The organism is Ignatzschineria sp. PL_is040 (assembly GCF_055813795.1).
This window is the reverse complement of record NZ_JBVPGU010000002.1, coordinates 156,214-172,036: the sequence shown is the minus strand read 5'-3', so window position 1 is coordinate 172,036 and position 15,823 is coordinate 156,214. Positions and strand designations below refer to the sequence as shown.

The following is a 15,823-nucleotide window of genomic DNA, read 5'->3' as shown; positions in this document are numbered from 1 at the left end:
GAGAAGCTAGAAGAGAAGTCAGAAGAGAAAATGGATCGATTCGTGAATCTCCATCTCTTATTAAGATTTTTGCTTAACCTCATTATTATAGAATTTATCATTATCTATCATTATTTATCATTAAAAAGGTCATAACGTTAAATGTTATGACCTTTTTCATTTGTGTGCTTTACTGCGTAGTGAGCTAAATGGTGATCACTTATCCAATTGTTAATTGCCAAAATCCCGTATGATCTTTTGTGAGTACGAGTGTATCGAATTGATAATCGCCATCATTGTAATAGAGGGTATAGCGAACAATAGCCCGATCCTTTTCACTGTTATATTCGATGGTATGATACTCAATTTTATTAATTCCCCCCTTTTCTTGAATATTGAGTGCAAGATCGGTGAAAATAATTGTTAGAATTTCATACGCTTCTGCCTCTGCTTCAGGATCTTTTAGTTTCTCTTCAATATTGAAAAGGGAGAGAAGCTCGGGATAATTCTGCTGGTTGAGGGATTCATAGAAGAGTTGAATACTCTCTTCAGGAGAGTGGGAGGGAGTACATGCTGCAACTAGAAGAGTCAATCCCACTATGGATGTGCGTAATAAAATTTTTAATCTATGAAACATCATAAGCCTTAAAGGAGATTGGAGCTAAGAGCAGATTATAGCAGAAGTGAATGATAGATTTGTGGAATAGGAGATATCTGCCGGGTGCGAAAATGAATTGAGTCACCGTTTATTGTGATCAGTGAAATACTTACTATTAAGAAAGAAGAGCACTAAGAAAAAAAGATCACCTCACTAAGGTGATCTTCTCTCTTGTGTGATCTCTTTATAGATATATCCATTACTCGATGCTTTTAATATATCTTTTGTTATCAACTGTTAATTAACAGCCGTTGATTAACGGTTATTGATTAACGGCTATTGATCAACGTTTTTTCAGAGATTTTAAAGCATCGGCAAAAGGATTATTGCTGATTGATCTGCCTCTATTTTGTGAATCACGATCTCTGTTGCGATTTCTGCTTCCTTGATGATTTCTTGCGCTATTTTCTCGTGAGTGACTTGTTCGGTGGGCATCAGTATCAGAAGTGTGATTCTCCCCTTGTGGAAGTGGATCATTCATCCGCATCGAGAGTCCAATTCGTTTTCTTGGAATATCAACCTCTAATACTTTTACCTCAACAACATCCCCCACTTTGACCACTTCATGGGGATCTTTAACAAAACGATCTGCTAACGCACTGATATGAACCAATCCATCTTGGTGGACTCCAATATCAACAAAGGCACCAAAGTTTGCCACGTTGGTCACAACGCCTTCCAATTTCATTCCTGGTTTGAGATCTTTCAGTTCAGAGACATCTTCTCTAAATTGAGCGGTAATAAATTCAGGACGAGGATCGCGTCCCGGCTTTTCAAGCTCTGCTAAGATATCCTCAACAGTGGGAAGACCAAATTTTTCACAGACATAATCTTGAGGATTAAGCCCCTTAAGAAAAGTACTATTACCAATAATCTCTTCCAATTTTTTACCACTTTTTTGGAGAATTCTCTCTACGACAGGATAAGCTTCAGGGTGAACTGCGGAGATATCGAGGGGATGATCTCCTCTAATCCGTAGAAATCCGGCGGCAAGTTCAAATGTTTTGGGGCCTAAGCGGGGAACTTTTTTGAGTTGAGCGCGATTTTTGAAAGGACCATTCTCATCACGATAAGCGACAATATTGTACGCAGTGGTGCTATTGAGACCGGATACTTTTGCAAGAAGCTCTGTGGATGCTGTATTCGCATCAACACCGACGGCGTTAACACAATCTTCCACAACACTTTCGAGCATGCGATTGAGCTGTACTTGATTAACATCATGCTGATATTGCCCAACACCGATCGCTTTGGGTTCGATCTTAACTAATTCGGCAAGGGGATCTTGGAGACGTCTAGCGATCGAAACTGCTCCACGTAGAGAGACATCAAGATCGGGGAACTCTTTTGCTGCAGTTTCAGATGCTGAGTAGACCGATGCACCAGCTTCACTTGTGACCACTTTATTGAGCTTAGGAAATTGCTTGCAGAGCTCAGCTGCTAATTTATCTGTTTCGCGCGATGCCGTACCATTGCCGATAGAGATCAGTTGAGGATTATATTTTGTGACAAGCTGTGCGAGTATCTCTAAGGATTGAGCCCAGCGATTGTGGGGTGCATGTGGATAGATCGTCGCAGTTTCTAATAATTTCCCAGTGCGATCAACAACAGCGACTTTACATCCTGTCCGAAGGCCGGGATCGATTCCTAAAATCGCTTTCTCTCCGGCAGGAGAGGCGAGGAGAAGATCTTTTAAATTACGCGCAAAAACGGCAATCGCTTCTGTCTCTGCCGCTTCACGCATCTGGTTGATCAATTCTAAAGAGAGGGAGAGATGTAATTTGGCTCTCCAGCTAAGGCGGATTGTCTCTTTAAGCCAAGGATGTGGTGCAGTGAGCGCTAATTGATCGGTGATTATTTGAAGGGGCACCTCTTCTAGTAATTCCGGCAGTTTGAGGTTGAGCTGTAAAATATCTTCATTTCTTCCTCGAAGAAGTGCTAAAGCCCGATGAGAAGGAATTTTATGAATCGGTTCTTGAAACTGAAAGTAATCTTTATAGTTGTTCCCAAGCTCCTCTTTTCCAGCTTGAACTTGCGCATGAAGCTCTCCCTCTTTCCAGAGATAGTGACGAAGTTCTCCTAGAAGTTCAGCATTTTCAGAGATTCTTTCAATGAGAATAAAACGAGCACCATCGAGGACCGCTTTATGATCGGCAAAACCATGATCAGGATTGAGATAGGGCGTAGCGAGCGCTTCAATATCGAGGTCGGAATCATTATTTAAGGTAAGAAGTTGATCTGCTAAGGGCTCAATGCCGGCTTCAATGGCAATCTGTGCGCGGTTTCTTCGCTTAGGGCGATAGGGAAGATAGAGATCTTCAAGTGCCATTTTAGTCTCGGCATCGTTGATCTTTTTGCGAAGATCATCACTCAATTTATTCTGCTCTAAAATGGAGTTGAGGATGGTCTCTCTTCTCGCATTGAGCTCGCGAAGGTAGATTAAACGCTCTTCAAGATTACGTAGCTGTGTATCATCTAAGCCGCCTGTAACCTCTTTACGATAACGGGCAATAAAGGGAACCGTTGCACCCTCATCAAGTAGCTTAATCGCGGCTGATACCTGTGCCTCTTTAGCATTGATATCGGTGGCGATAATGGTGGGTAGTGCTGCGAAATGGGCTTGCATATCTGCCTGAATCGTCATTAACAAGAACTCCTTCTGCTCAAAAGTAATGAAAAAGAGCTCTATTATATCGTGATTTACCACTAGGAGCGTATCGCTTTACGTTTAAAGTAAAGATTCGAGTAATTGTTAGACATCATTATCTTATATCAATATTGAATCAATATTGGATCAATATTGGGTCAATCGTGGATCATCAATAGTTGATTAAGATTGGATAGATTGTTGCACTTATTATGCGCTCTAATAGGATTGTAGATGTAATAAGGAGAGACTCTGACATTACTTCTGATATTACTCAATGTATGGATCAATCGATGCCGCTTCTTAGGGGTGAGAATTTTTCTCCACGAAAAGATCTATGCTAAACTGACAAAAATTAAAAAACGTAAAATCGATCTTTCAATAGCGAAAGCATCAGGATCGATATGCGAAGAATAGGAAGAAATAATGAGTAGAAAAAAGATAGAGATGATCACCATTCTCCTATGCCTTATGGGGAGCTTTCTCTTCGGTGTGACATTCGCAGCGGAAAAGGCAAAAAAAGGGGCAATGGAGAAGGATCATAGTGTTCAGCGAGTATCTCAGCCAATTTTAGGACGTTATGAACGTGTTAAAATTGATGAGTTAGGTGGCAAAACTATTAAAGCAAAAATTGATACCGGTGCTTATACCGCCTCTTTGAATGCAATCGATATCGAGTATTATCAGAAAGATGGGGAAGATTGGGTTCGCTTCACGCCTGTTGTTGATGATAAGCCTCTACAGACACAAACACTTCCCTTAGTTAAAATTTCTCGAATTAAACAGCGGGCAGAGGAGGGGGATGATAGCGATGATATTGCATCTGCGAAGCGTCCTGTTGTGGCAATGACAATCTGTATTGGTGATCAAAAGGCAGTGATTGATGTCAACTTAACTAATCGCGGTCATTTCAATTACCCTCTTTTGATTGGTGCAAAAGCTTTAAGAGAGCTCAATGCTCTAGTTGATGCTGGAAAACGCTATATTGCGCCGGCAGATTGTGATTAATTGCCCTATTGTCAATTGATCAACTTTATCTATTTAAACCATCTATTTAAACCGTCTATTTAAACTGTTTATTTAAAATATCTATTTAAAAAGTAATTTACTTAATAGTACTTAATCGTACTTAATAGTGATCGATTTAATTATTACTGATTGAGTTGTTACTGATTTAGTCGTTACCGATTCGCCAAATAAGGAAAGTCTCCAATGCGTTCCGTCAATCTTCATTTAAGAGTTTTAGTATTTCTTCTTGTAGCATTCGGCTTAGGCTCTATCGCTTATGAGCGTTATGTGTTACAGATCCCTTTTACCGATCGAGCCGTTGAGGATCTCTGGACGATCGATGCCAAAATTACCTATGATGTTCCTGCAAATTCAGGGGTTAGCGTTAAGTTTTATCTGCCCACTATCTATAATCAATACTCGCTCTATAGTGAGTCCTTGATTGCGGATAAGCAGTATGGACAGGTATTAGAGCAAGACGAGTATGGGAATAAGATTGGCCACTACTCTATAAGAAGAACGAAGGGACCGGAGACACTCTATTATCGTTTAGCTTTGTCCCCTAATTTTGGTATGAGTGAAAAGGTGGAGGAGAAGGGACCTATCTACCGAGAGCCGATACCTCTCGAAGGGGCTGATAAATTGGCCGCAGATGCATTAGTCACTGATATTCGTGCAACCTCATCGAATACATTGAGTTTTATTAGTGAGGCGATTCGCCGAGTGAATGATCCTGATAATATCAATGTGAAGACCCTTCTAAAGGGGGATAACTCTGTTAAGAATCGTTATGCAGTCGTAGAACTTCTTCTCTCCCAGGCTCATATTCCTGTTCAGCGCGTTAATACTTTGGAGTTAAAGCCGAGCGTTGATCAATCACCGGAGATCTGGTTAAGAAGTTATATCGAAACAACCAAAAAAGAGGGTTCAAAAAACACAACCGTTGGTAAATGGTATTATTTCAACATTACGAATGGCATGGTGGGATTACCCAAGAATGCGATCATCTGGTCAATAGGTGATCAGCCGATTCTCTCTGTGGATAATGGTGTTCGTGCTAAAGTCTCCTTTAGTGTGACGGATAAACAGTTAACGGCAATTAGCCTTGCACAATCGACAAATACCGCTAGTTCTGAATTTTTAGCTTACTCGCTCTATAGTTTGCCCATCTCCATTCAATATGGTTATGAATTAATGCTGATGATTCCTTTTGGCGTTTTGGTCATTCTTTTAGTGCGTAACGTTGTCGGGATTCAGACATTAGGAACATTTACTCCAGTATTGATAGCGCTCGCATTTAGAGAGACGGGATTAGCATTTGGGGCGATCTTCTTCTCCATTATTATTGCGATGGGGCTACTGGTTCGCTCCTACCTTGAGCATCTAAAATTACAGATGTTATCGCGACTCTCTGTTGTTTTAACCTTTGTGATCATTATGATCGCTGTTTTAAGTATTTTCAGTTATAAGATGGGCTTTGCTAAAGGCTTGGCTATTGGCCTCTTCCCGATGGTGATCCTAACGATGACAATTGAGCGCCTTTCGATTACGTGGGAAGAGCGTGGTGCCGGTAATGTCTTAAAAATTAGTATCGGTACATTGATTGCTTCCTCTTTAGCTTATCTTTTGATGGAGGTTGAAGAGTTAGTCTATTTTGTCTTTACCTTCCCCGGCATACTCCTTGTTCTAGCTGGTTTTATGTTGATGATGGGACGTTATCGTGGTTATCGTTTGACGGAGTTGAAGCGCTTTAAGGCGATGTTAAAAGAGGATAAGTAGAGATGTTGACATGGATTAAACGCTGGCGCGCTCTGCGAAAACGAGGTGTCATGGGGATCAATGAACGAAACGGGGATTTTGTCCTTAAATATAATAATCGCCGTTTCTACCCTTATGTTGATGATAAGATCTTGACCAAAGAGCGAGCAATTGCTGCGGGAATCAATGTGCCGGAGATGTATGGCGTTATTGAGACTGAGAGCGATATTAAACGGCTGAAAAAGATTATTGGTGATAAACGGGAGTTTGTGATTAAGCCCGCTCAAGGTGCCGGAGGCGATGGTATTATTGTGATTGCCGATAAATTTGATGAGTATCGCTATAAAACAGTTTCAGGGCGTTTAATTACGCTTGATGAGATTGAGTATCAGATCTCTAGTACATTGACCGGTCTCTACTCATTAGGTGGTACGCGAGATCGAGCTCTGATTGAGTATAAGGTGACCTCCGATCCGATCTTTAGTAGCATCAGTTACGAAGGTGTTCCCGATATTCGGATTATTGTTTTGATGGGATATCCGATTATGGCAATGTTACGACTACCGACAAGGCAGTCAGGAGGGAAAGCAAACCTCCATCAGGGTGCTATCGGTGTTGGCGTTGATCTAAAGAGTGGGACCACCTTAAAAGGGACCTGGCTCAATGAGATTATCCATCGACATCCCGATACTAATAATGAGGTCAGTAGTGTGACGCTCCCTAATTGGGAGGGCTTTTTAGAGCTGGCAACGAGTTGCTATGAGCTGAGTCAATTGGGTTATATCGGCGTTGATATGGTACTCGATGAGACAAAAGGGCCATTAGTTTTAGAGATCAATGCGCGTCCGGGATTAAACATTCAGATTGCTAATAATGCCGGCCTTTCTGCAAGGGCTAGAAAGGTTGAGGAACATTTAGCGATGCTTAAAAAAGAGGGATTACCTGCAGAATCAATCGCTGAGAGAATGGCCTTTTCTCAGCAATATTTTGGTGCCGATATGGTTGAATCCTTAGAGAAATAGAGAGAGCAAGATGGCACAATCTCACGAAGCGCGATACTTCTACTATCACCGATTTCCCGCTGGGGAGATCGGTTTTTTATGGCAAAAAGAGGGGCTTTTAGCGCTCGATATCTCTCAGTTAAAGATGCCGGTTAATCAGACCTCTCTCTTATCGCTTCAAGGGATGCCTCATGGAGATGGCGGTTTCCAATGGGGCAATCAAGATATTGATAGAGATCTCAATCATCGCTTAGCCACAATATGGGAGAGAGACGCGAAAGAGATTATCGATCTTTCTGATCTTTCAGATTTTTCCTCTCACTCTAATCACTCCAAACACTCTAAGCCTACTCAACGCGCTTCAAACGATAGTAGTGAGCGTTTGATTTATCAGGCAATTTCAGAGCTATCGGCCTATTTTGCCGGAACCTTGCAACAATTTACTATCCCCCTTCTTTTGAAGGGAACGCCTTTTCAACAGAAGGTTTGGCAAACATTAATAACAATTCCCTATGGTAAGGTGGCAAGCTATCGCGAAGTAGCAGATATGATCGGTCAGTCACGAGCTACGCGAGCGGTAGGGAGTGCAAATGGTAAAAATCCATTGCCGATTATTATTCCTTGTCATCGCGTGATTGCCAGTGATGGCAGCTTGGGAGGTTATAGTGGAGGGCTGATAACTAAAATAGCACTCCTTGAGCAGGAAGGATTCACCATTACTGCAGAAAAAAAGCGATTAAGAGTAGTGCCAAGAGAATCTGTCCTGTTCCAAGAATAAGCGCATAGAGTGCTAATTTACCTCCTTGCTGTTTGAGGAGTGAGAAATTAAGGCGTAGCCCAATCGCTGAAAGCGCTGTTACCTCAAAGAGTCCACTTAAGGTGAGGAGTCCTTTTGTAAGATCTTGATGAATGATCTCAATAGAGTTGAGGGTGCAGGCGATCATAAAACCAAAGAGATACCAAGGAACGATTTTAATGATCGATTGTAAAAATGATGATGCCGAAGATGGTGCTTTATCGTTGACCGATGGGCCCCTCTTAGAAGCACTTAGCGCTTCTTCCTCGGATATTGAAATGGTGACTTTTTTTGAGTTTTTTATTATCGCACGACTATTTCGTGCTGCAATTTGGTGAAAAAGTAGAACAATAAAGATCAATGAAGCGATCCGCATAATCTTAAAGATTGTGGCATCTCGCATCACCTCATCACCTAACATACTTGCGCTAGCAATCACTTGCCCAACAGATTGTAAAATTCCACCAATAAAAGCACCTTGCAACAGCGTATGATCATAAAGCATTAGGGCGATAAAGGGGAGAAGAAACATCATCACGGTCCCCATGAGGTTAACAATGGTAATGATCAGGCCTCTCTCCTCTTCCTTTGCGCCAATAACCGGCGCTGTAGCGGCGATAGCGGAAGAGCCACAAACACCATTTCCAGCGGCCATGAGGAGGTAGTAATTTTGTGTGAAATGAAGAAGTTTACCAATTCCAATAGCTAGGAGAAGGGTGCCGATAATCTGTAGTATGATAAAGAGTGTGCCGGCAAAGCCCAGTTCGCCTAAGGTGGAGAATGTGATGGAAAAACCTAATAAGACAATGGCATATTCTAGTAGACGCCCTTCTGCAAAGCGAGTTCCTTTTTGAAAAATATCCTGCTTAAAGAGGAGGTTTCCTAAAATAATTCCTAAGAAGATGGCAATTGGAGAGGGACCAATTGCCGGAATCCAGAGCGCTAAAATCGCAGCAACTGCAGCTGTTCCTATTGCTAAAAGCAGACCGGGGATAATTGCTGGAATTTCAGAAGGTTTGGGAATAAAACTAGGATATTTCATCATGATAGGGCATTTGTAGATTTGAAATAGGGGAGAGAGGATTGCTGTTTTATCCTACTCCTTTTCATACAATGAGCCAATTAATTGCTAGAAATCGTGCGATTAACGATTGAGTATTAACTACTCGAAAAAACGCCACAACTCTCTATTGATGAAAGATTGTGGCGTTCTATTTGAATAAGATGCTATTGATCGATTGTTCTTAGTTAACTTCTAGAACGATTTTACCGATGTGTGCGCTCGATTCCATTAATTCGTGTGCTTTATCTGCTTCAGCAAGAGGGTAGGTTGCACAGATCACAGGTTTAAAGTGGCCTTCCACAAGAAGAGGGAGAACATCACGGCGAATATCTTCTGTTAATTGGCGTTTGAAAGCATATTCACGGGAGCGAAGTGTGCTACCGGTAACGGTGAGGCGTTTTTGCATAATCTTCATCAAATTGGCAGTCACTTTTGCGCCCCCCATGGAGTTGATATAGACCAGTCGACCGTCGGGATTGAGAAGATCGATATTCTTCTCATAATAATCACCTCCAATCATATCGAGAATGACATCGATACCGATCTCTTTTAAGACTTCAGCAAAATCTTCCTCTTTATAGTTAACAGCAATCTCTGCGCCTAGTGCTTTTACTGCCTCCTGTTTTTCGCTATTTCCAACAGTTGTGTAGACATTGGCACCAATAATTTTTGCAAGTTGAATAGCGGTAATGCCGATACCACTACTGCCACCATGAACGAGAAAATTTTCCCCTTTTTTTAGTGCACCTCTTTGGAAGACATTGCTCCAGACCGTATAGAGTGTCTCAGGAAGGCTAGCGGCTTCAACGAAGCTAAGCTCTTTCGGTTTAGGGAGAGCCAAATCTTGATCGACACGAACGTATTCAGCATAACCGCCCCCGCCAATAAGCGAGAAGACCTCATCGCCTACCTTCCAACGAGTCACTTTGCTCCCGACCGCTTCCACAATACCGGCGACCTCTAATCCAAGAATATCTTGAGGTTCTCCTTCAGGAGCTGGATAGTAACCTTTTCGTTGAATGACATCAGGACGATTGACGCCTGCCGCTTTCACTCTGATCAGAATGTCATTCTCACCTACTGTTGGGCGTTCTTTCTCTCCAAGTTGAAGAACTGAAGGTGCGCCAAACTCTGTAAGAATCACTGCTTTCATAGTATCCATAATATCTCCTTATCTGTTTTGTAAGAGAGGGAGCGGGTTCGATAATACTGCTATCTATAATACCGCTATCTATAATACTGTTATCTATCGATACTTATTTAAAATGATAGATAGACACTATAACCTATCTTCAATCTTGATTGCTATCTCTGCAAAAGGGGGCTTAATAATTGATTGAGTTTCACAATAGGATGAACAATCTCAACATTATCGAAGCGTTTTACCTGACTTCTGCAGGAAGATCCAGTGGCTAAGAGTGTTTCAGGTGCATTCTCTTTGATGATCTCGCCCCATGATTGAGAGTAGATCTTTTCAGAGAGATCTCTATTTTTCTTAATATGGCCAAAGCCACCACTCATTCCACAACAACCACTCTTCTCCTCACTTAAGTGGAGGCCAAAGCGGGCAAATATCTCTTGCCATGCTTTAGGGGCATGTGTTGCATTGGTCTTTTCAGTACAGTGACTCATCAGCTTGAGATCGATCTTCTCTTCAATCTGTGGAAGATCTTGTCTATTGGCAAGATAGGTGGTTAACCACTCTTGAATGAGTGCAACATTGGGGGAAGCAAGCCCGATAGCAGGATACTCCTCTCGATAGGTGAGTGTGATGGGTGGTTCGATACCTACGAGTGGAATGCCGTAAGCGGCAAGCTTCGTTAAGAGCTCATTTTGAGCTTCAGCCTCTTTTTTAAATTGTGTTAAAGCACCATAGACATGAGCGACCTTTCCAGAGGATTGGTAAGGCGCGATAAAGATCATGACGCCTAATTGATGAAGGAGCTCTACGGTGGCATTAAAGGTTGTCGCATCATAGAACATAAAGAAGGAGTCCGGCACTAAAATAACAGCATTTTCCGGAGATTTAACCGATTCTAAGCAGGAGAGATTATCGAGTGTTAATTGTTGATAGTAGTGTTGATCTGCATGATATTGGGCTCGCTCAAGTTGTGGAAGATCGACGAGTCCAATTTGTGAGAAGAGCTGCTTCGTTAGGCGGTTTTGGGTCATCCAATTAGCAATTCCTGCAACCTTGGCACTCTTTTCCACCATCTTTTCAGCATTGATCAAGATTTTTTCATAGAGTGGGCGTTTTCTCTTTTGATAATATTCATTGAGGAATTGAGATTTTGCCGCCGGGATATTGACTTTAATAGGGCATTCTCCGGCACATGATTTACAGCTTAAGCAGAGTGAGAGTGAATCATAGAGCTCTTGCTCAAATTGAGGTTGAACAATATTGTGTGATTTTTGACGAAGCCACTCTTTGATCAATTCTGCACGACCTTTAGGGGAGTAAATTCGTTCTCTTGTCGCTTTATAGCTTGGACACATTGCGGCATTGAGATCATAATTGAAGCAGGCGCCATTCCCATTACAGTAGAGGGTGGTTGCGTATGCATTCTCAGCCCAATAGTGGCTATTGATCTGACGATTAAAATCAGCACGAAGCGGCACTTCATCAATCTTTAAGAGCGCATGATCCGCAACGGCAGCAATTTTGCCGGGATTGAGTTGATTGTAAGGATCAAAAGCTCTTTTTACACTCTGGACAAGGGGATAGAGCTCACCAAAGAAATCTTGAGCATATTCAGAGCGAACCCCTTTCCCATGCTCCCCCCAAAGTGCGCCGCCATACTTTTGGCAGAGCTGGTAGACTTTGTCGGAGATTTGTCGAATGAGCGGGCGATCCTCTTCTAGTTTGAGATCAAGGGCAGGGCGGACATGGATAACGCCGGCATCAGCATGACCAAACATGCCATATTTGACTGCTGCTCGGTCAAGAATAGCGCGAAATTCAGCAATAAAGGGAGCTAGATTTTCAGGAGGTACGGCTGTATCTTCCACAAAGGGGATCGGGCGACGATTCCCTTGAACAGCGCCTAGCAATCCTACCGCACGTTTACGCAGACCATAGATATCAAGTACCGCCTTTTTCCCTAAGAGTGGGCGAATGGAGAGTCGGCTTTTGTGAGGATGGGTCTCAATATAGTGTGTAAAGTCGGTGACCTTCTCTTGCAATGTCGGAAGATCATCAGCATTAAATTCAACAAGTTGAATGGCTTTAAGCGCCTCATAATCGATGCCACTAAAATATTCCTCTGTTGTCGCCCAGATAAAGTCATTCTTAGCGATCTCCATGACAATATTATCAATCACTTCAACCGATGTCGGCTTAGGTGTTGCCCCCATTAAGAGGGGAGCATCCTCTAGCGCGCCGATAAAATCATTATAGGTGATCAGAACCAGCGCTGTCTCTTTAGGGATCGGCAAGACATTGAGTTTAGCTTCTGTAAAAACGCCCAATGTTCCTTCTGACCCACAGAGAAGATGGTTGAGGTTGATCATCTCATCTTGGGTAAAGTGATCAAGATCATATCCGGTGATAAATCGATTAAGTTGAGGGAAGTGAGCATGGATCTTCTCTTTATGGGGAAGAAGTGCTTGATAGAGAGATTCCGCTATTGGTAAGCGTTGTTCATCTTTCTGATTTTGAGAAAAAGGACGACTCACAAGCGCTTCACCGCCGATGCGATAAGCTAAGATCTCAAGGACATGTTGGCTGGTCTTTCCATACTCACAGCTTCCTTGGCCAGAAGCATCGGTATTGATCATTCCACCGATTGTTGCCCGGTTAGAGGTTGAAAGCTCAGGTGCAAAGAAGAAACCATAGGGGCGAAGATAGGCATTGAGCTGATCTTTGACAACTCCCGTTTGCACTGTTACGACTCGCTTATCAGGATCAAAATTTAGAATCTTATTCATATGGCGTGACAGATCTAAGATAATCCCTTGATTGAGGGATTGCCCATTTGTTCCTGTGCCACCTCCACGAGTGGAGAGCGTAATATGGCGAAATCGCTCCTCTCCTAGCAGTACCATCACTTTCTCCACATCGTGATTATCTTTGGGAAAAAGGATCGCTTCCGGCATCAATTGGTAGATAGAGTTATCTGTTGCCGCGATTAATCTTTGGGCATAAGAGACCTCAATCTCGCCGCTAAAGTTTTTTGCGCTTAAGGCTTCTAAAAACTGCTCTGTACTCGGGGTGGGGTGGATGCTCATAATCTCTCTTCGTTATCTCTTGGTTGTATCTCGTTATCTATTATTTACTACTTCTCACTTTTTACTTCTTACTTCTTATTTCTTACAGCTCTTCATACTATTTATTGATGTTTCATTGATGTTTCTCTTTATTACTCGTTCTTTTCGGTTGATCGAGATACTCTTGTGATTGCATCTCAATAAGGCGACTAATTGTGCGATCAAACTCAAAGTCGAGCGCCTTTTCACCTTTCGGCGCATAGAGTTGATTCATCGGAACTTCCGAACCAATAATCACTTTGACCCCTTGGTCATAGAACTCATCAATCATAATCACAAAGCGTCTTGCCTCATTCTCTAAATCTCGCGTTAATTGCGGTAAGCCACTGAAGAAAACGGTATCTAAGATTGATGCAAGATAGATAAAGTCTTGAGATGAGCGTGCTTTGCAACAAGCCTCATCGAAGGTGAACCAGGCGCTCTTCTCATAATGTTCTAACATATGGAATGGATGGCCATTGACATCGAGCGTTTCGGGATGATCTGAACCTCCGGTGAGCTTCTCAAATTTTAGTTTGAACTGCTTCTCTTGCTCCTCTTCTGTACCGGTAAACCAAACATCGGCACTATCGATATGGCGCATACGATAATCTTGATCTGTATCGAGAACAATGACTTCAAGACGATTCTTGATAATATCGATTGCCGGTAGAAATTGTTGACGCTGTAATCCATTTTTATAGAGATCTTCAGGCGGACGGTTAGAGGTTGTGATAAAGAAGATACCTTCCGCTAAGAGGGCATCGAGTAGACGATAGAGAATCATCGCATCGGTAATATCGATAACGTGAAACTCATCTACACAGAGAACTTTACACTCCTTGGCAAACTCTTTTGCTACCAATTTAAGCGGATCTTCACTTCCTTGGTATTGACGCATCTTTTGGTGAACATCTTGCATAAAGTGGTAGTAATGCTCTCGAATTTTGGGAACATCGATATTGTTAAAGAAGAGATCCATTAGAAAGGTTTTTCCTCTTCCTACGCGCCCATAGATATAGAGTCCTCGAGGATCGTTATAGGTTATCGGTTGCTCGGCAAAAGGTTTTAACATCTTCTGCATAAAGGAGCGAGAATCCTCTGCCGGGATCGGTTTGTCATTGAGAATTTTAGCTTTTAATTTGTCATAGCTCTCAGCGACAGAGACTTGGACGGGATCGACCTTAAAACCTTTCTCTTCGATTAGTTTGAAATAGGCTTCTTTAATGGTTGTCATAATGATTAGCTCCTCTATTTTTTAACCCGACGCTCTTTAAAAAATGCTTTGATAAGTGAACGACACTCCTCTCGGAGGATGTGTGGAATAATGGTGATTTTATGATTAAATGCTTTATAGTCATTGATATTGAGGTTAGTTCCTAATGCGCCATTCCGGGAATCTCCGGCACCATAAACAACGGTATCGATACGTGCGTGGAGAAAACTGCCTGCGCACATTGTACAAGGTTCTAAAGTGACATAGAGTGTCATCCCCGGCAGACGATAGTTTTTGATTTTGGCACAAGCTTTGCGAATTGCAACAATCTCGGCATGTGCTGTAGGATCATTATCGATAATGGAGCGATTATGCCCACGTGCGATAATTTCTCCATTGTAGACGATCACAGCACCGATAGGGACTTCTCCGATCTCCCCTGCTTTTTGTGCCTCAAGAAGAGCCTCTTGCATAAAGTATCGATGTTGCTGATATGCTTCATCAGGGATCTTATCTATCGTGCTGTTTTCTCGTACTTCACTCATATTGTATGATCTATTCTTATATGATCTGTTATCAGATGCTGGATTTATTATTTTTCTATAGCGTTCTATAGTGTTCTATAGCTCTTCTAATGTTACTGCCTAACTATTATTTCCCAACTGTACCTTCTAACTGTTACTTTCTAACTATTATAATCCTGATAATCAGGTTTTCTATTAGGTTTTGCGAAACGTTCTTTTCATTCGCTAGGCAAAGAAGATCAATTTTGCGTAGAAATGATTGATCACATTTAAGCCTAAGAAGAGACCGAGTACAATCACCATTGGGCGAAAATCGATCATACCGACCTGTAGCTTAAAAGGGAAGCGTTTCATAATGGGGGCAAGCAATTGATTGAGAAGACTTAAAAAGACGCTCTGTCTTGGAGATGAGCCGATCCAACTACTAATTGCTTGGATAATATAAGCAAAGAGATAGATATAGATAATGTTGCGCAAGATCTCTAAAATCACTACCCCTACTAATGCTAGCGGTGTAATCGGCAACATCACTTTAAGTAACATCAAGAGGAGATATTTGATGATTGTAATGATAATCGCCGCTAAGATTGCAGACCAATCGGCACTGCCGACGATGGGCGTGATTTTACGAATCGGTAAGATAATTGGATTGGTGAGTTTAACGATCGATTGCACAATCGGATGGTAAAAGTTTGCCTTAACTAATTGCAATAGAAAGCGAAGAAGAATAAAGATCATCGCAAAGCTATAAGCAACTTCAATGAGAAATTCGAGAATATTGTTGATCATTAGAGATTTTGCTCCTCATCTATCTAATGGGGGGAAATAGGAAAATAGTGGAAACAGAAGAATTTATAACTGAGATTGAGTCGGTGATTCAATGGCGTTAATAGCGTAACGAATAGATGATTCATCGCTACTCTAGATC

12 protein-coding genes are annotated in these 15,823 nt (G+C 42.0%); 4 read left to right on the top strand and 8 right to left on the bottom strand.

Annotated elements, in window-relative coordinates; genetic code table 11:
* Nucleotides 1-199: 199 nt before the first annotated feature.
* Together AC0SAP_RS04370 and AC0SAP_RS04365 are read right to left on the bottom strand one after the other, a co-directional pair.
* Nucleotides 200-616, bottom strand: a complete 417-nt coding sequence (locus tag AC0SAP_RS04370) for a hypothetical protein (RefSeq protein WP_286481264.1) — start codon at nt 614-616, stop codon at nt 200-202.
* Nucleotides 617-920: 304 nt separating this feature from the next.
* On the bottom strand, nt 921-3,281 hold the full coding sequence (locus AC0SAP_RS04365; protein WP_473383123.1) for a Tex family protein: 2,361 nt from the start codon (nt 3,279-3,281) through the stop codon (nt 921-923).
* A gap of 429 nt (nt 3,282-3,710) precedes the next feature.
* Between AC0SAP_RS04365 and AC0SAP_RS04360 the strand changes: the two genes are divergently transcribed.
* From AC0SAP_RS04360 to AC0SAP_RS04345, 4 genes are all read left to right on the top strand, one after another.
* Nucleotides 3,711-4,292, top strand: coding sequence for an ATP-dependent zinc protease family protein (locus AC0SAP_RS04360; protein ID WP_275665745.1), 582 nt, complete (start codon nt 3,711-3,713; stop codon nt 4,290-4,292).
* Between the two features lie 204 nt (nt 4,293-4,496).
* Nucleotides 4,497-6,071, top strand: a complete 1,575-nt coding sequence (locus AC0SAP_RS04355) for a UUP1 family membrane protein (RefSeq protein WP_473383121.1) — start codon at nt 4,497-4,499, stop codon at nt 6,069-6,071.
* Between the two features lie 2 nt (nt 6,072-6,073).
* Nucleotides 6,074-7,072: an alpha-L-glutamate ligase-like protein gene (locus AC0SAP_RS04350; RefSeq protein ID WP_473383120.1), complete on the top strand. Its 999-nt coding sequence runs from the start codon at nt 6,074-6,076 to the stop codon at nt 7,070-7,072.
* Between the two features lie 10 nt (nt 7,073-7,082).
* A complete protein-coding gene (locus AC0SAP_RS04345; RefSeq protein WP_473383119.1) occupies nt 7,083-7,829 on the top strand; it encodes a methylated-DNA--[protein]-cysteine S-methyltransferase in 747 nt (248 codons plus the stop codon).
* Here AC0SAP_RS04345 and AC0SAP_RS04340 read toward each other — a convergent pair.
* From AC0SAP_RS04340 to AC0SAP_RS04315, 6 genes are all read right to left on the bottom strand, one after another.
* Nucleotides 7,768-8,892: a YeiH family protein gene (locus AC0SAP_RS04340; protein ID WP_473383117.1), complete on the bottom strand. Its 1,125-nt coding sequence runs from the start codon at nt 8,890-8,892 to the stop codon at nt 7,768-7,770. The two genes, AC0SAP_RS04345 and AC0SAP_RS04340, sit on opposite strands and share 62 nt — an antisense overlap.
* A 199-nt stretch (nt 8,893-9,091) precedes the next feature.
* On the bottom strand, nt 9,092-10,063 hold the full coding sequence (locus AC0SAP_RS04335) for an NAD(P)H-quinone oxidoreductase (RefSeq protein ID WP_473383239.1): 972 nt from the start codon (nt 10,061-10,063) through the stop codon (nt 9,092-9,094).
* Between the two features lie 152 nt (nt 10,064-10,215).
* Nucleotides 10,216-13,137, bottom strand: coding sequence for an FAD-binding and (Fe-S)-binding domain-containing protein (locus AC0SAP_RS04330; protein ID WP_473383116.1), 2,922 nt, complete (start codon nt 13,135-13,137; stop codon nt 10,216-10,218).
* Between the two features lie 112 nt (nt 13,138-13,249).
* Nucleotides 13,250-14,392 carry a cell division protein ZapE gene (zapE, locus tag AC0SAP_RS04325; protein ID WP_473383114.1) on the bottom strand — a complete coding sequence of 381 codons (1,143 nt, stop codon included), beginning with the start codon at nt 14,390-14,392 and terminating at the stop codon, nt 13,250-13,252.
* Nucleotides 14,393-14,406: 14 nt separating this feature from the next.
* Nucleotides 14,407-14,916, bottom strand: a complete 510-nt coding sequence (tadA, locus tag AC0SAP_RS04320) for a tRNA adenosine(34) deaminase TadA (RefSeq protein WP_286481250.1) — start codon at nt 14,914-14,916, stop codon at nt 14,407-14,409.
* 204 nt (nt 14,917-15,120) lie between these two features.
* On the bottom strand, nt 15,121-15,684 hold the full coding sequence (locus AC0SAP_RS04315; RefSeq protein ID WP_094566795.1) for a YggT family protein: 564 nt from the start codon (nt 15,682-15,684) through the stop codon (nt 15,121-15,123).
* Nucleotides 15,685-15,823 lie beyond the last annotated feature (139 nt).

Bases quoted from the DNA above. Each gene is read 5' to 3' on its own strand.
- AC0SAP_RS04350 (WP_473383120.1), top strand. From the start codon at position 6,074: ATGTTGACATGGATTAAACGCTGGCGCGCTCTGCGAAAACGAGGTGTC.
- AC0SAP_RS04330 (WP_473383116.1), bottom strand. From the start codon at position 13,137: ATGAGCATCCACCCCACCCCGAGTACAGAGCAGTTTTTAGAAGCCTTA.
- AC0SAP_RS04360 (WP_275665745.1), top strand. From the start codon at position 3,711: ATGAGTAGAAAAAAGATAGAGATGATCACCATTCTCCTATGCCTTATG.
- AC0SAP_RS04345 (WP_473383119.1), top strand. From the start codon at position 7,083: ATGGCACAATCTCACGAAGCGCGATACTTCTACTATCACCGATTTCCC.
- AC0SAP_RS04355 (WP_473383121.1), top strand. From the start codon at position 4,497: ATGCGTTCCGTCAATCTTCATTTAAGAGTTTTAGTATTTCTTCTTGTA.
- AC0SAP_RS04370 (WP_286481264.1), bottom strand. From the start codon at position 616: ATGTTTCATAGATTAAAAATTTTATTACGCACATCCATAGTGGGATTG.
- tadA (WP_286481250.1), bottom strand. From the start codon at position 14,916: ATGAGTGAAGTACGAGAAAACAGCACGATAGATAAGATCCCTGATGAA.
- zapE (WP_473383114.1), bottom strand. From the start codon at position 14,392: ATGACAACCATTAAAGAAGCCTATTTCAAACTAATCGAAGAGAAAGGT.
- AC0SAP_RS04335 (WP_473383239.1), bottom strand. From the start codon at position 10,063: ATGAAAGCAGTGATTCTTACAGAGTTTGGCGCACCTTCAGTTCTTCAA.
- AC0SAP_RS04315 (WP_094566795.1), bottom strand. From the start codon at position 15,684: ATGATCAACAATATTCTCGAATTTCTCATTGAAGTTGCTTATAGCTTT.
- AC0SAP_RS04340 (WP_473383117.1), bottom strand. From the start codon at position 8,892: ATGATGAAATATCCTAGTTTTATTCCCAAACCTTCTGAAATTCCAGCA.
- AC0SAP_RS04365 (WP_473383123.1), bottom strand. From the start codon at position 3,281: ATGACGATTCAGGCAGATATGCAAGCCCATTTCGCAGCACTACCCACC.